This is a genomic window from Legionella rubrilucens, assembly GCF_001468125.1.
Classification (GTDB): Bacteria; Pseudomonadota; Gammaproteobacteria; order Legionellales; family Legionellaceae; genus Legionella_C; species Legionella_C rubrilucens.
Map to the genome: position 1 here is coordinate 116592 of NZ_LNYT01000022.1, position 20938 is coordinate 137529.

Sequence of the window (20938 nt, forward strand, 5' to 3'; positions counted from 1 at the left end):
TAATTGGCATAATAACGATGGATAGCGAAAGTCGCTGCAAAGGAGCGGGCCCTTTCTTCATTCCGGCTGGCTACCGCCTTTAACTCCCCGGTGTCTGAGGCCACTATCGCTGCCGCGATGACTTCAGAGATAAAACTCGTTCCCAGAATACCCCAGTTTAAACGTCTGACGACCATTGTCACTCCTTTCCCTGTATTAACTGGCTGCACGCCCGCATCGCAATTCCTGTCTATTAAGTCATTGCAAAGGATGGCAGTATACCTTCTTAGGCTGCCCGCCACTAGCCAATTGAATCACGTAAACTTTATTGAAAATAACTATGGTTATTACCTGCATTTTTTGCTAATCTTCGCAATTCAACGATGGTGGCCCTTTTGGTCCCCTCGCGACGATAGACTGTGAACCCCGTCAGGCCCGGAAGGGAGCAGCGGTAACAGTTGATTCGGGCGCCGGGGTGTGGCTTCTAGGGCCGCCGCCCTAATTGCGAATGTCAATATGAGCTACCTAGCACTAGCACGTAAATGGCGGCCACGAACTTTTTCTCAACTGGTTGGTCAAGACCATATTAATCAGGCTTTGGTGAATTCCCTTAATCAACAGCGTTTGCACCATGCCTATTTATTTACTGGTACCCGCGGCGTAGGTAAGACCAGCGTTGCCCGGCTCATGGCCAAGGCCTTGAATTGTGAACGGGGCGTTAGTGCAGAGCCCTGTCTGCAATGTGAACCCTGTCTTGCCATTGAGGAAGGACGGTTCATTGACTTAATTGAAGTCGATGCCGCCTCCAAAACCCGGGTCGAAGACACACGCGACCTTCTTGATAACGTCCAATACGCGCCCACCAGCGGCCGCTTTAAAATTTACCTTATTGATGAAGTGCACATGCTGTCGCAGCATAGTTTCAATGCCCTGTTAAAAACACTGGAAGAACCGCCGGCCCATGTTAAATTCCTTTTGGCAACGACCGATCCGCAAAAATTACCCGTCACGATTCTGTCCCGCTGCCTGCAATTTAATCTTCATCATCTATCACCTGAATTAATCAGTCAGCAATTGCAATCCATTGTCGACCAGGAAAAGCAACCCTGCGAACCGCAAGCCCTTGCCTTACTGGCCAAAGCGGCGAAAGGCAGTATGCGGGATGCCTTAAGCCTGCTTGATCAGGTCATTGCCAGCGCCGATAACCTGCTCACAGCCCAAAAGGTGAGGTCGCTTCTGGGTTATACGCAACAAGATTATGCCCTTCAGCTTTTGCAGGCATTGATTCACCATGAGGCCCCAGCTCTGATTCAGTTAAGCCGCACCATTGCGCGCGAAGGCGGGCATTTTTCTTATGTGCTGAATGAGATGCTGGACTACCTGCATCAGATGACCCTGTGTCAGGCTCTTGCAGGCGAACACCCCCTGCTGCAATGCCCTGAAACCATCAAGACATTGGCGCAAGAGGTATCGGCAGAAGATACCCAACTGTTTTATCAAATCGCCCTGAAAGGCCTGGAGGATATGCCGCTCGCGCCCACGCAAACCATAGGCTTTGAAATGACGTTGCTGCGAATGCTGGCCTTCAAGCCGGCAGGCAAAAGCCCTTTGCCTCCGCTGGCTCATGAGATACCCACTGCCTCAGAACAGCCGCTAGCGGTGATCGACCCGGGCAGCACATCCGTCGTACAGACCGCCCCGCCCCTGTCGCTGGAAATCCCGCCACTGTCTCCGTTTGAAGACAAGCCGCCTGTTCCTGATGAGCCGTCTTTTGATCAAGGCATGCCAGTGGTGAATGAAGTGGCCGCAACGGAAGAACCGCCATCGACAGAATCCAGCGACGTACGCTGGGACACGATTCTGCCGCGCTTAAAATTAAGCGGTCTTGCGCAAAACGCAGTGGACAATGCGGAATTGATCAGTAAGAATGGCCGCGACCTTGTTTTGCGGGTGGATAAGGGCCATCAATCGCTGTTTACCCCCGCCATTCAACAACGCATTGAGCAGGCCTTATCCCAGTTTTACGGTGAATCCATTAAGCTGACCCTGAATACAGACAGCCCTACGCAAGCCACGCCAGCCCAAAAAAAACAGCAGGCTCAGCAAATGCGCATGGAGATGGCCGAAAACAGCTTGCAGAACGATCCCTTTTTACTTGAGCTGCAACAGCAATTTTCAGCGGAAGTGGTTAAAAATTCTATTGTGCCCGCTGAAGATCCATTATAATTAAATTTACAACACGATTGAGAGGTAACGATGGATATTAATCAAAATCTGGGCAACCTGATGAAAGAAGCCCAAAAAATGCAACAACGCATGCAGGAAGCCCAGCAGCAATTAAGTCAATTAGTTGTTGAAGGGGAATCCGGCAGCGGCTCATTGAAAGTACGGGTTAAAATGAATGGCCGCCACGATGTGACCGAGGTCCGAATTGGCCAGGCGCTGATGGAAGAAGACGTTGAAATGGTAGAAGATTTAGTCGCAGCCGCATTCAACAATGCTGTCCGCAAAGTTGAAGTTGCTTCTAAAGAAAAGATCAGTCAACTCACAGCCGGGCTTAACATCCCTACTGACTTTCTGAAAGACAAAGACGGGGAATAATCGGCGTCATGAGTGCGTTGAATCGTCTAATCGATGCATTACGCTGCCTGCCGGGTGTTGGGCCAAAATCCGCGCAGCGTATGGTCTATCATCTGCTTAGGCATCAAAGGCAGCGCGGGGTGCATTTGGCCGCATGCCTGGAAGAAGCCATGCAGAAAATTAGCCACTGTCAACGCTGCAACAATTACACCGAAAACACGCTTTGCCACTTGTGCACCAATTCCAGTCGCGATTTCAGCCAGCTTTGCGTGGTTGAAAGCCCTGCCGATGTATCCGCCATTGAACAAAGCCATGCGTTTAGCGGCGGTTATTTTGTCTTGATGGGAAAAATTTCGCCGCTCGATGGCTTAGGGCCGGATGACATCGGTTTACCAAAACTCGTTGATTTAATCGCGCGTGAAAAGATTAATGAAGTCATCCTGGCATTAAGCCCCTCGGTGGAAGGACAAACCACGGTGCATTTTATTCATGAGTTGCTTAAACCCATTGGGGTGCGGATCAGTCAATTGGCGCATGGCATTCCTTCAGGCGGAGAACTGGAATTTCTTGATGGAAATACCATAGGTAGTGCCTTAAAGAATCGGGCAGCCGTGCATGTCTAGACTCAAAACCGCAGTCTCTGTGTGTTATTTTTTAATTTTTTGTACATTCAGCACACAGGCAGCGTTTAATAAAAATCTGTGGCCCATCTGGGAAGTTAATAATCCTCTCTCGACGGCAGTCATTGATCACAGCGACTGGCAAACCCTGCTGAATCAATGCGTCGTAACCAACGAAGAAGGAATTAACCTGGTTGATTATGCTCACCTGACACCTAAACAGCATGAACGGCTAAAACGCTACATTAATCAATTATCAAAAATCGATATTGACGCCTACAACCGCGACGAGCAACTGGCTTTCTGGATTAACTTATACAATGCCCTCACCGTCAACATCGTGGCTGATTACTACCCGGTAAGCAGCATAGAAGACATTAACATATCTCCGGGCCTGTTCAGCATTGGTCCCTGGGGGGCAAAGATAATTACCATCAACGGAACCCCCCTTTCTCTGGATGAAATTCATAATCGCATTATCCGTCCCATCTGGAATGATCCGCGCGCACATTACGCCATTAACAATGGCTCCATCGGCGCTGCGAACTTAAGTAAAAAGGCCTACCTGGGCAAAACCATTGAACAGCAGCTTAATAATGCCGCAACGGAATACATCAACTCCCTGCGGGGCGTTCAGGTCATCGAAGGCAAGCTCATCGTCTCGAAAATCTACGAATGGTTCAGTGATGATTTTGGGGGCACCAAACTGGATATCATTAATCACATTAAATACTATGCTCGCGAACCCTTAAAGAGTCAGCTAAAGCATGTCAATACCATTGAGAATTACATGTATAACTGGCATCTTAACAGCACAGTCGACCCATCGTGAAGAGAACAGACCCAACCGCGTATTGGCATTATTTCAATCATTTCTTTCTTTTTAATTTAGTCTTTTTAGGGTTGCAGTTTGCCTATATTTTAAGCCTGGGCAGCAGTTTTTTGCATGCTATCCCCTTGCCTTTCCAGGTCTACTTTGAAATGGCGCTTACAGGCGTTCTGCAAGTGGCGCTGCATGCACTGCTGGCTTTACTTCAGGCTTTCTGGCTATGGGCTATCCTGGCAGGCAAACGTCTGGAGGATAACCACCGTCTGCTCATGCTGCTCTACGCCCTGACCATTCTCTGGGTCCTTTGCCTTAATTGTTATTTCTTCCCTTTAAGTGAGTTCAGCCGCCTGTTTTTACCGCCCATCCCCCTGGCATTGATTCGAGGGCTGCTCCTTGCCTTGTCTGCTTTTTTCCTGCTGTTAACTTTGCTGGGTTTGACAAGACTCATCCGAAAACAGCCGCGCATGGCAGTTGCCTTGCTGACAACGGGGGTAGCCTTCTCACTTTTTATTTTTCTCCCTGAACATGAAACGGTCGCCGAAGGCCCCACCAGCACGCGACCGAATATCATTATCATTGGCGTTGATTCCTTCAGTGCTGAACGTCTCAATGCAACAGAAACACCGACGCTTTTTCATTTTATTAATCAAAGCGTACATTTTACTGACACCATCAGTCCCTTGGCCCGTACCTACCCCGCCTGGTCAAGTATTTTAACCGGCTTATACCCCATTCATCATCAGGCAAGAGAAAACTTAACGCCCGCCAAATTGGTTAACAGCTCGGCCAGTATTGTCTGGTCATTGCGGCAGGCAGGCTATTACAGTATTTTTGCCACGGATGACCGGCGGTTTAACACCCTGGATAAGGAGTTTGGTTTTCAGGAAATCATAGGCCCCAAAACGGGGATTAATGATGCGCTGATTGGTACGTTTAATGATTTTCCCCTGAGTAATCTGTTGGTTAATTTTAAATTAAGCCGCTGGCTTTTCCCCTACAATTACTTAAACCGTGCCAGCCATTACACCTATTATCCGGCCACTTTTGATAAGGCCCTGGCGGAACGCATTGAAGCGGCACAAACCCGGCAACCGGTTTTTCTGGCGGTGCATTTCACGCTGCCGCATTGGCCCTATGCCTGGGCACCGTCTTTACCAGCCGAGGTCGGGGACGAATACAGTGTCTTGGAGCGGGGTAACCTTTATCATGCCGCCGTTCGCCAGACTGATCAGCAAATCGGACGATTATTTGCACAGCTTCAGAAGGGGGGGTATCTTAAAAACAGTCTGGTTATTGTCTTAAGTGATCATGGCGAAGCCCTGTATGAAGAAGGCAGCCGTAAAACCAGTCTTGAGGGTTACCAGGGTAAAAAGCCCAGCCTGCTGGCCAGTTATTTTTCCCGCAAGACGTCAACCGAGTTGCAACGCAGTGCCGGTCATGGTTCGGATTTACTCAGTCCCTCCCAATACACCTGTCTGCTCGGCATGAAAATAATGAAAGATAACCGCCCCCTGACTCAGGCAAAAACCATCAGCACCCGTGTCGCCCTGATTGATTTAGCCCCAACCATTGCCGCCTTTGTCGGCCTGCCTGAAAAACTGAAAACAGATGGCCTTTCCCTGTTACCAAGCCTGTTAAGTTCCAGTGAGCCTCCAGCCAATCGGGTGTTCATGCTGGAAAGCGGCATGCTTCCCAATCAATTCATTTCTCGGGAAAAAGCAAGGCAATACGGGATTCTGTTATTTCGCGTTAATCCGGTCAATGGCTTGCTGGAACTGCGCGAAGACAAGCTTGAAAGCATTAATGCCATGAAAATATACGGTGTTATCCAGGGCGATTGGCTATTGGCCTTATACCCGGATGACCGACTTTATATACCGGTGCTTTTGCGCTTAAGTAATGGACAATGGACGGATAGCCTGCAGACACCTTTTGCCAAAGCCTCCCCTGCCCAGTCCCTGCTGCGGCAATTGCTGCAATTTTATGCTGACGATTTGGCAACTTACCCTGAAACCAGACCTAGCCTTCCACTTCCTTAAACAGGGCTTCCAGACGTGGGTTAATACGCGGTGAAGGTTCGGCATACAAGCTGATGACCCGTCTGAGCGCCTGCAAATTGCGCCGCCCCGGTTTCACCTTTTTTAACCCCACCTGGCGCTCATAAGGCACGGTGGTCATGCCGCGTTCATCAAGTGCTTCCCGCAGTGCCTCCATGATGGTTTCAAGCACACTGTAAACATAAAAAACCGTGTCCCTTTCCTGAAGCGTTAAAGGGGGAATATCATTAATCGCCTGCCCCTGACAAGCCGCATTCAGCGTACGCATCAGATAGGAACTGTCCTTATTGGCAAAATAACCGTACAAATCCAGGCAGTCAGTGGTCGACAATTGCTGATACAACTGCTTCATTTGTTGATTAAACAGCACATTCCCCTGGGTAACCGGAAAACCGCTTGCCAACGAAGCTTTAAGCGACATGGCCGCGTCAATGAGGCGATTGGGATTAAACCAGTATTTGTAAGCACGAAAAATGTCGAACAGCTTAGCCTGCCCCAAGCGTCCCTCCTGCTCAAGCCAGTGGGTTAGACGCCAGTCCTTGATGACCTCGGTAATCAATCCCTGGTATTTTTTTTCAGCTTCCACGGTTATTCCTTCCGGTAACTCGCTGCCATGAAATAGAAAATCGTGACCGCTGTGAATACCGCGCTGCCGCAAGGCCTGCAGTAATTGCTGATGAAAAAAAACAATGAACTGGTACAGGGTATTGAACCGATTTCTGACCGAAATCATTTTTTCCGCATGCAGTGAAAAATCATAGAGATGGCCAGGATTAATCCAATAATAAAAAATGCTGTTAATGAGTGACCGGAACTCCGGCAGAGCCAGGCGATGATCCAGTTCAATCAATTGCTGATCGTCAAGATGTAAAAACAGACTGCCTGACACCGTGCTTTTTTCACCCGCCGTGTTGGCAAACCGTGTCATCGCCCACAACCAGTCAGCTGGTGAATCAGCTCTTGTAATCTGGTCAAATAAAGTCAATAAAGGCAAGTGATCAGGCTCGTTTTCAGCGGGAGTTGCCTGCCCTCTCCCCGCGAGTAGACTGACCATGTCAAGGTAATGCCTTTTTACCCGGGCAAGCACAATCATTTCCTCGCTTTTTGTAGCCGGGGAAAGAAGCTGTTGCCTGCACTTAAGCAGGTGCAGATAGCTTTCTGAAACGGTTACACTGACGTTGGATGCTTCCCTGTCTTCAGGGAAGCTTCTATCAGGGGCCGCCATCAAAGTCATTAATTCATCGTAAAGCGCAGCCAATTGCTGGCAGGATGACGCAATGACTAAGTAACGCTCAGACGACAGATGTCCGCGGGTCATTAAGCGGTGCAACCTGACCTCGCCCTGACGAATAGTAAATTTAATCTTTGCTTTGTTGCGGCTGGCATTATCCACCAACCAGGTCAAACCCAATCGATTAAAAAGAGGCATCCCGTTCCTCCGGCATCTGATAAGGCTTAAACGCTCGCAGCGCGTTAATTTCATCATAGCAGGAAATGATTGGATTTACTTCCCATCTTCTTCTAGGATCTAAATAAAGCTGGCAGAGAAAAGATAAATGAACATGAAGCCCCCACGATTTGAGGAGTTTTTGGCCAAAAAAGTAGCTAACGGCCAACTGGCTCCGGAATTACTGCCCGAACTCGTTGGTAAGGAAAGTGCCAATCGCATCCTGGATAACAGCATGAATGCCCAGGGAGCACCGGCCATAGGCGGCGGACACATTGCCGTTCAACATGGTGCCATCAGTGAAATACTGGGTAAAATCCCGGATCAAAAAGATCGATTAAGCATGGAAAAGGAACTCGTGGATACTCTCAATCTGGAATCGTTTAACACCCAACAGGATAACCTTGAATCCACCCTTCAAAATCAGGATCCGGTTTCCGAGAACCTTGAGAATGAAGACAACGTAGACGATCATCAGTCGAAACCGCGCTAGCACCGGTTTAAAAAAATCGCCAAATAAAAACCTTCCGGTATATAATCGTGTCCGAAACAAAACACATCAACGAGATAGTACGGATGGAGAGATTGCATGCTGCCGCATCGTAAATACCTGCTGATTATTGACGATGCTCCCAAAGACCCACGACTGGAGGAGTATTTTGCCAAATTTAACTTCAGTCTGGTTCAGTACAGCGATACCCGGCAACTGGGTCAGGAAAACGAACCGCCGGAAGCCCTGCTTATTAACTGGCGGCTGCTTAAAGACAATGCCTTAACGATTGATATGCTCTACCACCGTTACCCGGCGCCTATTTTAGTCATCAGCGATAAAAGCAATGAAGAGATGTGTGTCAAAATGCTCGAAGCCGGGGCGGATGACTTTTTGGTAAAACTCATCCACCCGCGGGAATTGCATGCGCGCATCAGCGCCATCAGTCGCCGCGTGCAGCGCTTTGCCGATGAGTCCGAACAGGAAAAAGAAGTGCTGGCCTTCGCCAACTGGCGTCTTTACCCTTCTTCCCGGCAAATTTTTGATGAACATCACCAGGAACTGCAACTCAGCGCCGGTGAATATGATTTATTGCTGGCTTTTGTCAGGCAGCCGCAGCAGATCCTCGGCCGCGAATTCCTGCTGCAGATTACCAAAAACAGCGATCTGAACCCCTTTGACCGCCGCATTGACGTGCAAATCAGCCGCCTGCGTCAGAAAATCGAAACCGATGCAAAAAAGCCTGCACTGATAAAGACCATCCGTAATGGCGGCTACCTGTTTACCGCGCGCGTGCTGTCGCTTAAGGAAGGGACAGAAAGTAAATAATCCCTTCCTCACCGCGCAAGTCGGTTAGTGAGTCATTGCCGGTTGGCTGCCTTTTTCCAGACCCAACTGCTCCTTCAAATTATAACGGCCACCGACTTTCACCGTCTGAGTATAAACTACACCCATCTGCTCACGTGCTTCCATAAGTATCTCATGGAGCTCACCCAGCTGATCGACCACGCGTGCTTTCTTCTCAAAACAATTTAAATTGTCTTCTATGGCATCAATTAATGCCTGAGCAAAATGTTGCGGTGTGTCAATCGTATCGCCATTTTTGGCTTTGCGATCGTTATCCACCGGCGTGCCTGTTCCTTCACGGTCGCACAGCTGATAACGCTCAATTTGCATCAATAACCTCGAGGCGATAGCCACTCGGGCTTCCTGCAGATCCTTGTTGTAAAAAAATCCACGGTTAATCACCTGATAACGTTGTGATACGTCGCCGCCCTGGTCGTTTTCTGTCACAACTTCGTCCAACAATCGGGCGCGGCGGCTTAAATAATCTTCAAGTCTCACGATGAGCTGCTCTCTTACGTTTTCGAGCTGGAAAGCAGAGCCCACGTGATTTAAACTGGTTCCAAGATTCAGCTTCTGGCTCGCAAAGACTTTAGGGATATCTTCTTCAAATAAATTACATATGGCCGAATCCGAGATCTTTCCTTTGGTCACCACACCCAACTCCGTAAAGACGCGGGCACTGTACGCTACGGAGGCAATGACAGCGGAGACGGTTTTGGCGGACATGATCAGGTGTTGCGTTTGGGTTAGCAGTTGTTTACAGTCCCTCTGCTTTTCTACAGCCACTTTTTCAACGAGTTTTTCTTGACCCAACTGCTCGACGACGGCTAATTTTAATTCCATCAGTTTTGGGGTCGAGACATGATTAAACGAGCGCGATAACAGTTCTTTATCAGCTCGATAAAGATGTTCAAAGAGGGTGCGTCCAGTATTCATTCGCTCACCCATGGCAATCGATTCCAGATTGCTATTTTCCATCGTTAAATCAACCTTATGGTGCTTATAAAAAGCGTCATTGGTCTTTCTAACCAAATGAATGGTCAGATTATTGTCGCTCTTGAGCATGGGTTTTAATTTTTCCTCCAACTGCAAAAACGCCTCAAGCGATTTGGATGACGTATGGATTTTAGGCTGCAATTGTTTTTTGAAGGTGGAACGTGAAGTAAAAACATTGGGAAAATAGCGCACTTCACGGCTTTGAAATAATTGAAACAGGTTAGTCATTAATAGATCCATCTGATAAAGGGAAACCTATTCTACAAAACTTACGTGCAGCCGGCGAGCATGTTAACCAATTGACAAGTTGATCTGATTAATACCAGTTTCATTTTGTGGTAAACTACCTCCTTTCCAACTGGATGATGGCAAAATCGTGTTAAAAATCCAATGGCATCGCATGGTGCGTTCGCGGTATTACTGGCAAAAGGCAGCCCTGATCCTGTTGATTGCTGCACTTGGCATTTTTTCTTTTCGCGCTCTGTTTCACTCCAAAACCTCTGCTGAAGCGCCTGCCAATAAACTGGTCGAAATCGAGGTCGTAAAAAAGCAGACACTCAGACAAACCATTCACCTGTTGGGCACCATTCATCCTCAACACAGCACCGTGCTGGTGGCCAAAGAGTCCGGAATGCTGGATGCCCTGGTTCCTACCGGCCAAAAAATCAGCAAAGGCACCTTGATTGCCAAAATTGCCAATCCCGATCGTGAAAAAAACCTGCAATTGTCCACAGCGGCGGTTGAACTGGCCAAGACACAATATGAGCGCATCAGCCCCTTAATTAAAAAAGGCTACGTCAGCGCCAAAGAGGCGGAAGAAAAAAAGCAGCTCTGGATAGATGCCCAGAAAGAATTGTCCAAAACAAAGATTGAACTGGATAACTCCCGTTTTTATGCCCCCTTTGACGGCATCATTGGTGCCTACAAAAAACGTGAAGGGGCAGAGGTCAATGCCGGTGAAGCCGTCGTGAGCCTCTATGATCCCTCCTCGCTGATTGTGGATGTGGATATTCCCTGCAGTAATTTAAGCGGTATCCATGAAGGTCAGGCCGTTTATGTTCAGGGTAAAACCTACGCATTAAGCCATCTGCAAAAAATGCTCGAGGAAGACACCCACATGTGCCCTGCGGATGTCGCGATCCAGTGCGACGAGTGCCTGGTAGGCTCAACCGTTGACGTCGACTTAGTGGTGGCTGAAAAAAAAGACACCGTGGTCATTCCCTTTCAAGCCCTCTTTTTAAGAAACAGCAAACCTTTTGTTTACGTGGTCAAACAAAGCCGTATTGAGCTGGTTGCGGTAGAAACCGGACTTAAGCAGAAGGATCAAATTGAAATTGTCCAGGGATTAAAACCCGGACAACGACTGGTTATCCGAGGTCAGGAACGTCTTTACCCGGGCATGACTGTTGATGTTGTAAAACCTTCTGACGCCAAGGCCAGTGAGCCATCATGAAACTGACCAGTTATTTTATTAAACATCCCGTCATTGCCATCGTCTTAAACAGCATGATTGCTGTTTTGGGCCTGCTTTGTCTCTATAATCTTTCCGTGCGTGAGTACCCGGATATCAGTTTTCCCACCATCACGGTGTACGCAAGCTACCCCAATGCCAGTCCCGATCTCGTCGAAACCTCAGTGACCAACATTCTTGAAGATCGCTTGGCCGGGATTGAGGGTTTGGAAACCATTACCTCCCAATCCAGCGCCGGCAGTTCACAAATCACGCTGGTGTTTCGGCCCAATACATCCATGGACAGGGCTTTAAGTGCCACCCAGGATGCCGTCGGCCTGGCCAAAGCCCTGTTACCGGCCGAAGTGAAATCGCCCTCGGTGGAGCGCCAGCGCAAATCCAATGGTTTACCATTCATTGGCGTGTCTTTAGAATCCTCTGTTCGTGATTTCGGTGAATTAACCCATTACGCCAATCTTAATTTAAAAAATGTGTTTCGCAGCGTACAGGGCGTGGCAACTGTCGACGTCTGGGGACAGCCCTATACCTACAATATCAGCCTTAAGCCGGAAAAATTATTTGCTTTCGGTGTAAATACCGATGACGTTGTTAATGCGCTTGCCAAAAGCCGTATTTCTTTGCCTGCCGGAAATTACCGCAATAAAATTCCCAGCACCTTAAATTCGACGCTTACTACGCGTGAAGACTATGAAAATCTCCTGGTCAAAGCCCACCCCAAACACCCGGTTTTTTTAGGATCCTTAGCCGATGTGGCTCTGGAAACCGATAACAGCCAAATGCGGGTTCGAGTCAACGGCCATGCCGGACTGGTCTTATCCATTAATCGCGCTAATGATGCCAACCCCATTGAGGTATCCAAAGAGGTGCGCAAAGTCCTTCACGGCATCCAGCAGAGCCTGCCCGCGGATTTACAGGTCAAAGTCATTATCGATCAGTCGGATTTTATTAATGCCTCCCTGAAAAATATTCGCTCTGCCATTGGCGAGGCCATTTTTCTGGTGTTGATTATTGTCTTTTTATTTTTACGTAACCTGCGTGCCACCGTTATTCCACTGATTACTATTCCTGTTTCCCTGCTGGGCTCCCTTCTCTTTCTCAAACTCTTTGGCTTCTCCATTAACTTAATGACCCTGCTGGCCATGGTGTTGGCTATTGGGCTGGTCGTGGACGATGCAATCATTGTTCTTGAAAACATCTGGCGACATATTGAGGCAGGCTTATCGCCTTTCGATGCAGCCATCAGAGGCGCTAAAGAAATTGGTTTCGCCATTGTGGCCATGACCTTTACCTTAGCCAGCGTTTATCTTCCCATTGCGTTTATTCAGGGCATGCTTGGGCAATTGTTTATTGAATTTGCAGTGGCCCTGGCAGGCAGCGTTTTTATTTCAGGCCTTGTGGCTTTAACGCTCTCACCCTTGATGTGCGCGCGTTTCTTAAGTAAAGACGCCAAAAACTGGTGGCCGCAGTTTGATGTGTTTCTTGAAAAATTAGCTGCGCATTATGGCCATGCCCTTGAATTTATTCTGCATCGACAGAAGCTCACCTTTGCCGCCGCCTTAGTCTCGATTCTCGCCTGTGTGGGTTTTTATCAGTTAATCCCCCACGAAACCGCACCAAAGGAAGATCGCAGCCTGATTGGCATCTATACCCCTCCTGTTGCGGGTGACGATCTGGCCACCCTGGATAACAAGATTGCCAAACTGGAAACCAAAATTAATGAACTTCCGGAATCCACCAATCGTCTGACCTTCATTGGTGACTGGGGAGGCAGCATTGTGTTGCCTTTAAAACCCCACGCACAAAGGCATCGTACTGCCAGCCAACTGGTAGACGAGTTACGGCCTGCCTTTAATCACTACCCATCAATTGATCCCCATGTGTGGAGCTGGGATACAGGCTTACCCGGCATTGATGATGCCGGAAGCGGGACGGAACTGGCGTTGGTCATTTCCACCCCTGAAAGCTACAGGCAACTGTTTGATGAAACCGAAAAATTAAAAGCGACGCTGGATAAAACACAACTGTTTGCTGACGTGAGTTATGAACTGCGTCTCGACAGCATGGGTTACAATATTGACCTGAATTACAACCAGTTGGCCAAGCTGGGTTTAAGCGCCAGTCAGGTGGCCAAGACGATTGAAGTTTTTTTCAGCGGTGACAAATCGCAGACCTTCGAGAAAGATGGCGTTACTTATAATGTCACCATCAAGGGCAGTCAAGCGCCCTGGACACTCAACGAACTCTACCTGACAACCAGTGAAGGCAAGCGGGTGTCTCTGGGGGCAATCACCACCATGCAACCCAAGGCACAACCGGCAACGCTTGATCATTATCAACAAATGCGCTCAACCACGCTGCATGTGCAATTAAAAAAGGGCGACACCATGGCCCGTGCTGCGAAAACGCTCTGGACTCAGGCCAAAGAAAACCTGCCGTCTCACTATAAATTAACCTGGACTGGAGCGGCCAAAGCCTTGCAGGAGTCATCGCATGTCATGCTCTTCCTGCTGCTTTTATCGCTCGCTTTTATCTATGCCATCCTGTCGACACAGTTTGAGAATTTTATTGATCCCTTCATCATTCTGTTCACCGTACCGCTTGCCTGCTCAGGCGCCCTGCTGTTTACCTGGCTGTTCGGTCAATCGTTAAATATTTATACGCAGGTTGGTTTAATTACCTTGATTGGTTTGATCAGTAAACACGGTATCCTGATTGTAGAATTTGCCAATAAGCTACATCAAAACGGTGCGACTCTGCTCGATGCCATTCAACGGGCGGCCGTGCTGCGTTTAAGGCCGGTACTCATGACCACCGGCGCCATGGTTTTTGGTGCAATTCCGCTGGTTCTGTCGCATGATGCCGGCGCCGAATCGCGTCATGCCATCGGCACCGTACTGATAGGCGGGCTTTGTGTCGGGACTTTCTTTACCCTGTTTATTCTGCCGGCCGTGTACATCATTATTAAAGGCAAACGCCAGCCGGTAAAAACACAGTAATCGTCTCAGAAGCTTAAGTAAGATTGGGGATTTTGATCATCCGCACAGTCTTGATGGTGTTATCGCCCACTTTCAAGACTTCAATCTGATAGTGATCAATCTGCAAACAACATTCAGGCGGCGGGATATAACCCAGATGCTCGATAATGACCCCGCTTAAGGTGCGAGGCCCCAAAGCCGGCAATTGCCACCCCAGCAGGCGTTTCAGATGCCTCAATGTAATGCTTGCATCGACGATCACCGAGCCGTCATCCTGTTCAATGATATCCTTGCTTAAGGCAGCAATGTCCGTAGTAAACTCACCGACCACTTCCTCGAGGATATCTTCCATGGTGACTAAACCCTGCAGGTCGCCGTATTCATCCACCACAAAACAACTGCGTTTTTTCATTTTCTGAAAATTTAAAATCTGGGCATTGAGCGGCGTGGCTTCAGGAATAAAATAAGGTTCATCAGCGGCCTTGATGAGACTCTCCTTGTCCAGACGCTCCTCAACCATCAGGTTAAATAAATCACGCACGTGAACCACCCCAATTAAATGATCAATGGTATCGCGATAAAGAGGCAATCGTGTGTGTTGCGCCGTTTCCAATTGGTCAAGCAACTCGTGCCAGGATTGATTTACATCAATGCCCACAATGTCGCTTTTCGGCACCATGATGTCTTCCACTGTCGCCTGCTCTAAATCCAGTAGACTAATCAGCATGCTTTTATGTTCCGTCGGCATTAATCCCCCGGCTTCATGCACCACCGAACGCAGTTCTTCACTGGATAAGAGTTCTTTCTGGGCTTTATCGATGGAAATACCAAAACAGCGCAGCAGGGTATTGGTTATCCAGGTGACGGTTTTCACGAAAGGTGCGAGCAGTGTCTGCAGTATCATCAGGGGCAGGGCGCAGCTGAAAGCGACGGCCTGCGGATGCAATGCCGCCAGGGTTTTGGGTGCCAGTTCAGAAAAAACAAGAATAACCAGCGTCAGAATAGCGGTTGCAATCGCCACCCCCGCATCGCCATAAAGACGCTGGCCGACTAAAGTGGCCAGCATGGAGGCAATGATATTGGCTACCGTATTGCCGATTAAAATGATGCTGAGCAAACGGTCAGGACGAGCTAACAGGTTGTTAACCCGGATAGCCTGCTTATGCTTTTTCTTAACCATGTGGCGCAGGCGATAGCGGTTCAATGACATAATGCCAATCTCTGATCCGGAAAAAAATGCCGACAGAATGACTAACAGCAATAGCAGGATGAACAATGTCGTCAGTGATAACTGCCCCATGGTTTCTCTTGGTAAGTAAAATCAAACCGACATCATAACAAAAAGAATCCAGCTTGGCAGAGAGTATTTTTTACGGGCGGCAAACCACAATAAAGTGCTTTATACTGTGCCGTATCCTTGTGGTATAATAACCCACTTTTTTCTACAGGGTCATTGTCATGTTTGAGAATTTAACCGAGCGGTTGACGCATGCCTTTAAAACGCTTAGCGGCCAGAGCCGTTTCACGGAGGAAAATACCCAGCAGGCTTTACGGGAAGTCCGCCTCTCTTTACTGGAAGCTGACGTGGCCCTGCCGGTTGTTAAGGATTTCATCGCCCAGATTAAAGAAAAAGCCCTGGGACAGGACGTGGATGTCAACTTAAAGCCGGATCAGGCGCTTATCAAGATCGTGCATGATGAGTTGGTACATCTTCTTGGCGATACCCGCGCGGAATTGAATTTCAAAACCCAACCGCCCGCTGTTTTTCTGATGGCGGGTCTTCAGGGCTCCGGTAAAACCACCACCACCGCCAAGCTGGCGCGTTATCTGAAAGAAACAGAAAACAAAAAAGTCATGCTCGTCAGTGTTGACGTGTACCGCCCTGCCGCGATTGAGCAGTTACGGTTGCTGGCAGAACAGTTGGATGTGGCTTTTTTCCCGGCTGAAAGCCATGAGCAGCCCGTTTCCATTGCGCAAAAAGCCCTGGATAGTGCACGTAAAAATTACGTGGATGTTGTCATTTTTGATACCGCCGGCCGCTTGCACATTGATACGGAAATGATGTCTGAAATCAAGGCCATCCATAAAGCCATCAACCCGGTTGAAACCTTGTTTGTCGTCGACAGCATGACGGGGCAGGATGCGGCCAATACTGCGAAAGCATTCCATGAAGCCCTGCCGTTGACCGGGGTTATTCTCACCAAAACCGACGGGGATGCCCGTGGCGGCGCCGCGTTATCTGTCAAACAGATTACCGGGCAACCCATTAAATTCATGGGGAGCGGCGAGAAAATCGACGCCCTTGAGCCGTTCCATCCCGATCGCGTCGCGCAACGCATTCTCGGCATGGGCGACATCCTTACCCTGATTGAAGAAGTTGAGCGTAAAGCCGATAAGGCCACCAGTGAAAAACTGGCTAAAAAACTTAAAAAAGGCAAAAGCTTTGATTTGGAAGACTTCAAACAGCAACTGTTGCAGATGAATAACATGGGCGGCATTGCCGGCATGATGAGCAAACTTCCGGGTTTAAGCCAATTACCCAAACAGGCGCTCAATCAGGTCAATGATAAAGCCATGGCACAAACCATTGCCATCATTAACTCCATGACCCCCAAAGAACGGCGTATCCCCAAAATCATCGTAGGTTCCAGAAAACGGCGTATTGCCCAGGGTTCAGGGACTCAGATTCAGGATGTTAATCGCCTGCTGAAGCAGTATGAACAGATGCAAAAAATGATGAAAAAATTCACCAAACCCGGTGCAATGCAGAAAATGATGCGCGGTATGGGCGGATTAGCCGGTATGAAAGGCATGTTTCCGGATGATTTTAAATAATTTTAGGAAGCCCTTCCCATACGGAGTTAATTTTCGTACAATACACGGCATTTTTACGTAACCACTCTTAACGAGGAAAACAATGGTCGTTATACGTTTATCACGAGGCGGCGCCAAAAAGCGTCCTTTTTATCACATGGTTGTTACCGATAGCCGCAGACGTCGCGATGGTAATTACATTGAACGCATTGGTTATTACAACCCGGTTGCTCGTGGCCAGGAAATCCCTTTACACGTCGAAATGGATAAGTTGGCTCATTGGCAAAGCGTTGGTGCACAATTATCTGATCGTGTCAGCCAACTGATTAAGCAACACAAGAAGAGCAAAGCCGCTGAGTAACGTGAAAAAAACGATTGATTGGGTTGTTATCGGCCGCTTCGGCCGAGCTCACGGTGTGAAAGGATTGATTACTGTTCATTCATTTACTGAACCCCGTGATAATGTATTGCGTTATACCGACTGGCATATCCAACGCAATAATCAATGGCAACCTGTTAATTTGCTACGCGTTGATGTCACTGACAAGCAGATTCTTGCCCTCGTTGAAGGGTACTCTGATCGGGAACAGGTAGCCAGTCTGACCAATCTCGACATTGCTGTAAGCAGTGAACAGCTGCCTGAATTACCTTCGGGTGATTATTACTGGCATCAGTTGATTGGCCTGCAGGTGATGAATCAGCAGGGCGTTAATTTTGGCATGGTGAGTGACATGATGCCGACAGGCTCAAATGATGTAATGGTGGTTCATGGTGAAAAACGCCATTTAATCCCCTACATCCCGGGCCGGTATGTTGTAGCGGTTGATTTAGAGAAACACGTGATTCTTGTTGATTGGGATGCTGATTTTTAATGATTCATCTCGGCGTCATCACATTAATGCCGGAGATGTTTGCGGTTCTTGAACATGGCGTCGTAGGCCGTGCCATCAGTCAGGGAATTGCCAGCGTCAATTATTGGAATCCACGTGACTGGGCTTCGAGGCCTTACCGGCAAGTCGATGACAAGCCTTACGGTGGCGGCCCGGGCATGGTCATGATGTACGAGCCATTGGCTTTGGCAATAACACATGCCAGAAAGCAGATGCCAACGCCGTGCAAAACGATTTATTTGAGTCCCCAGGGGCGAGCCGTTAACCAGGGCGACTTGAATACGATAGCCAGCGAGCAGCAATCCTTGCTCTTTATTGCTGGCCGATACGAAGGAATTGATGAACGAATCATCGATAAACACGTGGACGAAGAATGGTCCATCGGTGATTTTGTATTAAGCGGTGGTGAATTGGCAGCCATGATTTTTATTGATGCCATTGTGAGACTGCTGCCGGGGAGCTTAGGCCATGCCGGTTCAGCTGAGCAGGATTCGTTCATGAATGGCTTGCTGGATTATCCTCACTACACCAGGCCGGCAACCATAGACGGCATGAGCGTACCGTCCGTCTTGTTGAACGGCAATCATCGCGATATTGAGCGGTGGCGACGCAAACACGCTTTGGGGAATACCTGGCTGAAACGGCCGGGTTTATTGGAAACGATTAAATTAAATGAATTCGACCGGCAGTTACTGGCCGAATTTAAATGCGAACACGGTGAGCCTGATTAATAGGGAACACCCATTTGAGGAGTAACCATGACTAACATCATCGATGAACTGAATGCCGAGCAAATGAAAGGCAAAAACATTCCTGAATTCAGCCCAGGGGATACTGTTCTGGTGCAGGTAAAAGTAAAAGAAGGAAGCCGTGAGCGTCTTCAGGCCTTTGAAGGCATCGTGATTGCTAAACGCAACCGTGGTCTGAACTCCGCGTTTACTGTTCGAAAAATCTCTCACAATGTCGGTGTAGAGCGTGTATTCCAGACTTACAGCCCCATCGTTGACAGCATTACTGTTAAACGCCGTGGCGACGTCCGACGTGCTAAACTTTATTACCTACGTGACCTGGCTGGTCGTGCTGCCCGTATTAAAGAAAAACTGACTGGTAAGAAAGAAGGTTAATTGCAAAGGCATCCTGTCCCTACAGGATGCCTTTCTTCCTGCCATGCTCAGTTTGACTGCCTATCAAACCCCGGTTGGCTGGCTAAATGTCCAGTACGATGAGCATTTTGTTTTCGGAGCTGTCTTCAGCCACACTCCGTTTGACAACGCAGCCTCCACAACAACCCCATTGTGCCTGACCATTGCCCAGGAGCTTGATAATTATTTCAGCGATCCGCACTACCGCTTCCAGCTTCCTTTAAAACCCCTGGGAACCCCTTATCAACACCGCGTGTGGAACGCCCTGCTGGTTATTCCAGTAGGCCGCACAGTCACTTACGGGGAACTGGCCAATACACTGCAGTCCAGTCCGCGTGCGATTGGACAAGCCTGTAAAAACAATCCCCTGGCACTGTTCATCCCCTGCCACCGTGTGGTAGGCAAGGATAATCCCGGGGGTTACATGGGGCATGCTAATGCCTTGAGTTACAAGCATGATTTATTGTCGCACGAAGGCTATAGCTGAGGCCCTTGTTCCGTGTCTGTTTTTGTTTCTTTGGGCAACTCAACCTCCGCATTGTTGATCAAATGGGTAAACCAGCTTCCAATAAATAAATGCAGGGATGTTCTGGTATTGTCGAGAAAATCCTCCAGCACGTTTTTAGGCGCCAATTTGGATAAATACAAATTTTCTTCCCAGATATCCGGTCTCATTTCCCGTAGTTTATTAACATAGCCTTTAAGCAGATTCTCGCAGTCATCACTGCCTATTTTCCTTTTGAATTGATCAAGTAAAGCCTGGGCGACACCGGCCCTGAGTGCAAACGCCTTATCGCTTTGATTCTTTAATTCTTCGACATAAGCCTCACACAACTCCAACTGCTGCAAGCGCTGCCGCGTCATTTGGATTTTTTTACAAAACGGGTTGCTTTTGGCGAGCAGGCCTAATTCGTCGCCTTTTTTACGCAATCGATCACGGTTTATTGAGGCCGTGAACGTCTCGGTTTCCTGTGACACCAATTGTTCAATCGCTTTGAGATTATGCGTTAAGGGCTGTTGTTGATACTCACTCAGGATTTGCAAATCCTCATAGACTAAGCATTGCATGGCGGCACTGACAAGAATGGTGGCAGCATAATCCAGCGTTCCTGGCAGCATCGAGGGTTGCTCATTGATTAAGGCATATAACACGACAATGGCGGAGAGATCGTCTGCTTTTGTAAAGCCATGGTTGATTAAGTCATAAATAGCCACGGGCAACAGGTGATCTGCCGACATCTGTTCATTTTTTCCGCCATACGATTGCTCAAGGAAGGAGACCCATTCCAGCGCGCTTAACAGCTCCCCCTGCCGCAATAAGGCTAAGTATTCTTCCGTCGATCCGAGCATTCCATCTCCAATTAGGTCGTCAGCAAGCTCTTAAAAAATAATCTATAGTCATAAAAGAGCCTTTCAAATCTTAAGCGTGCCCGTAGGTTAATAATAAGAACAGGCAAGGAGCAAGCCGCATGAAAACATTAAGTCTCGCAGGTATTTTAATCACATTGCCCCTAAGTACCGCAATGGCCAATTGCGATCTGACCCGTTTCCGCTGGGATTGTGACATTCCCATGCAAGTGAAACCGTCGCATGCAGCACAATCGTTAGTCTATTGCGGCAACACGTACGGCTACATAACGCCTGCGCAATTTGATGTGTTGACCCGCTACCATCGCCGCAGCGTCAATATGGTATTAAAAATTAATGGCGAATACGTCGACAGCCCCTGCGTCCCAGCACGAAAATACCCTTATTGGGATTAACAGGCTGTTATTTATGGCGTTTATGTGTAAAATTTCAGT

Annotated in this window: 21 protein-coding genes and 1 other RNA gene (1 of these 22 running past the window's edge); 17 read left to right on the forward strand and 5 right to left on the reverse strand. The window is 48.3% G+C overall.

Features of this window, described 5'->3' with window-relative positions; genetic code table 11:
* Positions 1–176: the 5' portion of a Gfo/Idh/MocA family protein gene (locus Lrub_RS12245; RefSeq protein WP_058532395.1), read on the reverse strand. It extends 826 nt beyond the left edge of the window; 176 of the gene's 1002 nt are visible here — the first part of the coding sequence; the start codon lies at positions 174–176; its stop codon lies beyond the left edge, outside the window.
* 196 nt (positions 177–372) lie between these two features.
* Here Lrub_RS12245 and ffs point away from each other — a divergent pair.
* From ffs to Lrub_RS12270, 6 genes are all read left to right on the forward strand, one after another.
* Positions 373–469: signal recognition particle sRNA small type (gene ffs / locus Lrub_RS14450), an RNA gene on the forward strand.
* Positions 470–495: 26 nt separating this feature from the next.
* A complete protein-coding gene (gene dnaX, locus Lrub_RS12250; RefSeq protein WP_058532396.1) occupies positions 496–2205 on the forward strand; it encodes a DNA polymerase III subunit gamma/tau in 1710 nt (569 codons plus the stop codon).
* Positions 2206–2235: 30 nt separating this feature from the next.
* Positions 2236–2580, forward strand: a complete 345-nt coding sequence (locus Lrub_RS12255) for a YbaB/EbfC family nucleoid-associated protein (protein ID WP_058532397.1) — start codon at positions 2236–2238, stop codon at positions 2578–2580.
* An 8-nt stretch (positions 2581–2588) separates the two neighbouring features.
* Positions 2589–3182 (forward strand): recombination mediator RecR, encoded by a 594-nt coding sequence (gene recR / locus Lrub_RS12260; RefSeq protein ID WP_058532398.1) that lies wholly within the window; start codon positions 2589–2591, stop codon positions 3180–3182.
* Complete coding sequence (locus tag Lrub_RS12265; RefSeq protein WP_058532399.1) at positions 3175–4011, forward strand: DUF547 domain-containing protein; 837 nt, start codon at positions 3175–3177, stop codon at positions 4009–4011. The genes recR and Lrub_RS12265 overlap by 8 nt, the downstream gene beginning before the upstream one ends.
* On the forward strand, positions 4008–6047 hold the full coding sequence (locus Lrub_RS12270; protein ID WP_058532400.1) for a sulfatase-like hydrolase/transferase: 2040 nt from the start codon (positions 4008–4010) through the stop codon (positions 6045–6047). Before Lrub_RS12265 ends, Lrub_RS12270 begins: the two co-directional genes overlap by 4 nt.
* On the opposite strand, the gene Lrub_RS12275 is transcribed toward Lrub_RS12270, so the two are convergent.
* On the reverse strand, positions 6028–7494 hold the full coding sequence (locus Lrub_RS12275) for a hypothetical protein (protein WP_058532401.1): 1467 nt from the start codon (positions 7492–7494) through the stop codon (positions 6028–6030). The genes Lrub_RS12270 and Lrub_RS12275 overlap by 20 nt on opposite strands.
* Positions 7495–7627: 133 nt before the next feature.
* Here Lrub_RS12275 and Lrub_RS12280 point away from each other — a divergent pair, with 133 nt between their 5' ends.
* Positions 7628–8005 carry a hypothetical protein gene (locus Lrub_RS12280; protein WP_133134156.1) on the forward strand — a complete coding sequence of 126 codons (378 nt, stop codon included), beginning with the start codon at positions 7628–7630 and terminating at the stop codon, positions 8003–8005.
* A 99-nt stretch (positions 8006–8104) separates the two neighbouring features.
* Positions 8105–8830, forward strand: a complete 726-nt coding sequence (locus Lrub_RS12285; RefSeq protein ID WP_164480558.1) for a response regulator transcription factor — start codon at positions 8105–8107, stop codon at positions 8828–8830.
* A 24-nt stretch (positions 8831–8854) separates the two neighbouring features.
* Here Lrub_RS12285 and Lrub_RS12290 read toward each other — a convergent pair whose 3' ends face one another.
* A complete protein-coding gene (locus Lrub_RS12290) occupies positions 8855–10072 on the reverse strand; it encodes a hypothetical protein (RefSeq protein WP_058532404.1) in 1218 nt (405 codons plus the stop codon).
* A gap of 148 nt (positions 10073–10220) precedes the next feature.
* Between Lrub_RS12290 and Lrub_RS12295 the strand changes: the two genes are divergently transcribed.
* Together Lrub_RS12295 and lpeB are read left to right on the forward strand one after the other, a co-directional pair.
* Positions 10221–11297 carry an efflux RND transporter periplasmic adaptor subunit gene (locus tag Lrub_RS12295; RefSeq protein WP_133134157.1) on the forward strand — a complete coding sequence of 359 codons (1077 nt, stop codon included), beginning with the start codon at positions 10221–10223 and terminating at the stop codon, positions 11295–11297.
* Positions 11294–14311 (forward strand): multidrug efflux RND transporter permease subunit LpeB, encoded by a 3018-nt coding sequence (lpeB, locus tag Lrub_RS12300; RefSeq protein WP_058532405.1) that lies wholly within the window; start codon positions 11294–11296, stop codon positions 14309–14311. The genes Lrub_RS12295 and lpeB overlap by 4 nt, the downstream gene beginning before the upstream one ends.
* A gap of 13 nt (positions 14312–14324) precedes the next feature.
* Here lpeB and Lrub_RS12305 read toward each other — a convergent pair whose 3' ends face one another.
* A complete protein-coding gene (locus Lrub_RS12305) occupies positions 14325–15590 on the reverse strand; it encodes an HlyC/CorC family transporter (protein WP_058532406.1) in 1266 nt (421 codons plus the stop codon).
* Positions 15591–15748: 158 nt separating this feature from the next.
* Here Lrub_RS12305 and ffh point away from each other — a divergent pair, with 158 nt between their 5' ends.
* The 6 genes from ffh (at position 15749) to Lrub_RS12335 (ending at position 19623) form a co-directional block, all read left to right on the forward strand.
* Entirely contained in the window at positions 15749–17125 is a 1377-nt protein-coding gene (ffh, locus tag Lrub_RS12310) for a signal recognition particle protein (protein WP_058532407.1), read from the forward strand.
* An 82-nt stretch (positions 17126–17207) separates the two neighbouring features.
* On the forward strand, positions 17208–17465 hold the full coding sequence (gene rpsP, locus Lrub_RS12315; protein WP_058532408.1) for a 30S ribosomal protein S16: 258 nt from the start codon (positions 17208–17210) through the stop codon (positions 17463–17465).
* Position 17466: 1 nt separating this feature from the next.
* Complete coding sequence (gene rimM, locus Lrub_RS12320) at positions 17467–17976, forward strand: ribosome maturation factor RimM (RefSeq protein WP_058532409.1); 510 nt, start codon at positions 17467–17469, stop codon at positions 17974–17976.
* Positions 17976–18725 (forward strand): tRNA (guanosine(37)-N1)-methyltransferase TrmD, encoded by a 750-nt coding sequence (gene trmD / locus Lrub_RS12325; protein WP_058532410.1) that lies wholly within the window; start codon positions 17976–17978, stop codon positions 18723–18725. Before rimM ends, trmD begins: the two co-directional genes overlap by 1 nt.
* A 27-nt stretch (positions 18726–18752) precedes the next feature.
* The gene (gene rplS, locus Lrub_RS12330; RefSeq protein WP_058532411.1) at positions 18753–19118 is read left to right on the forward strand and encodes a 50S ribosomal protein L19; all 366 of its coding nucleotides are present in this window, start codon (positions 18753–18755) and stop codon (positions 19116–19118) included.
* A gap of 43 nt (positions 19119–19161) precedes the next feature.
* The gene (locus Lrub_RS12335; RefSeq protein ID WP_058532412.1) at positions 19162–19623 is read left to right on the forward strand and encodes a methylated-DNA--[protein]-cysteine S-methyltransferase; all 462 of its coding nucleotides are present in this window, start codon (positions 19162–19164) and stop codon (positions 19621–19623) included.
* Here the strand turns inward: Lrub_RS12335 and Lrub_RS12340 are convergent.
* The gene (locus tag Lrub_RS12340) at positions 19614–20486 is read right to left on the reverse strand and encodes a helical bundle domain-containing protein (RefSeq protein WP_058532413.1); all 873 of its coding nucleotides are present in this window, start codon (positions 20484–20486) and stop codon (positions 19614–19616) included. The genes Lrub_RS12335 and Lrub_RS12340 overlap by 10 nt on opposite strands.
* Positions 20487–20605: 119 nt before the next feature.
* Between Lrub_RS12340 and Lrub_RS12345 the strand changes: the two genes are divergently transcribed.
* Positions 20606–20899 carry a hypothetical protein gene (locus Lrub_RS12345; protein ID WP_058532414.1) on the forward strand — a complete coding sequence of 98 codons (294 nt, stop codon included), beginning with the start codon at positions 20606–20608 and terminating at the stop codon, positions 20897–20899.
* Positions 20900–20938: the final 39 nt, after the last annotated feature.

Coding starts and splice junctions, on each gene's coding strand:
- dnaX (WP_058532396.1), top strand. CDS start 496: ATGAGCTACCTAGCACTAGCACGTAAATGGCGGCCACGAACTTTTTCT.
- Lrub_RS12255 (WP_058532397.1), top strand. CDS start 2,236: ATGGATATTAATCAAAATCTGGGCAACCTGATGAAAGAAGCCCAAAAA.
- recR (WP_058532398.1), top strand. CDS start 2,589: ATGAGTGCGTTGAATCGTCTAATCGATGCATTACGCTGCCTGCCGGGT.
- Lrub_RS12265 (WP_058532399.1), top strand. CDS start 3,175: ATGTCTAGACTCAAAACCGCAGTCTCTGTGTGTTATTTTTTAATTTTT.
- Lrub_RS12275 (WP_058532401.1), bottom strand. CDS start 7,494: ATGCCTCTTTTTAATCGATTGGGTTTGACCTGGTTGGTGGATAATGCC.
- Lrub_RS12280 (WP_133134156.1), top strand. CDS start 7,628: ATGAAGCCCCCACGATTTGAGGAGTTTTTGGCCAAAAAAGTAGCTAAC.
- Lrub_RS12290 (WP_058532404.1), bottom strand. CDS start 10,072: ATGACTAACCTGTTTCAATTATTTCAAAGCCGTGAAGTGCGCTATTTT.
- lpeB (WP_058532405.1), top strand. CDS start 11,294: ATGAAACTGACCAGTTATTTTATTAAACATCCCGTCATTGCCATCGTC.
- Lrub_RS12305 (WP_058532406.1), bottom strand. CDS start 15,590: ATGGGGCAGTTATCACTGACGACATTGTTCATCCTGCTATTGCTGTTA.
- ffh (WP_058532407.1), top strand. CDS start 15,749: ATGTTTGAGAATTTAACCGAGCGGTTGACGCATGCCTTTAAAACGCTT.
- rpsP (WP_058532408.1), top strand. CDS start 17,208: ATGGTCGTTATACGTTTATCACGAGGCGGCGCCAAAAAGCGTCCTTTT.
- trmD (WP_058532410.1), top strand. CDS start 17,976: ATGATTCATCTCGGCGTCATCACATTAATGCCGGAGATGTTTGCGGTT.
- rplS (WP_058532411.1), top strand. CDS start 18,753: ATGACTAACATCATCGATGAACTGAATGCCGAGCAAATGAAAGGCAAA.
- Lrub_RS12335 (WP_058532412.1), top strand. CDS start 19,162: ATGCTCAGTTTGACTGCCTATCAAACCCCGGTTGGCTGGCTAAATGTC.
- Lrub_RS12340 (WP_058532413.1), bottom strand. CDS start 20,486: ATGCTCGGATCGACGGAAGAATACTTAGCCTTATTGCGGCAGGGGGAG.
- Lrub_RS12345 (WP_058532414.1), top strand. CDS start 20,606: ATGAAAACATTAAGTCTCGCAGGTATTTTAATCACATTGCCCCTAAGT.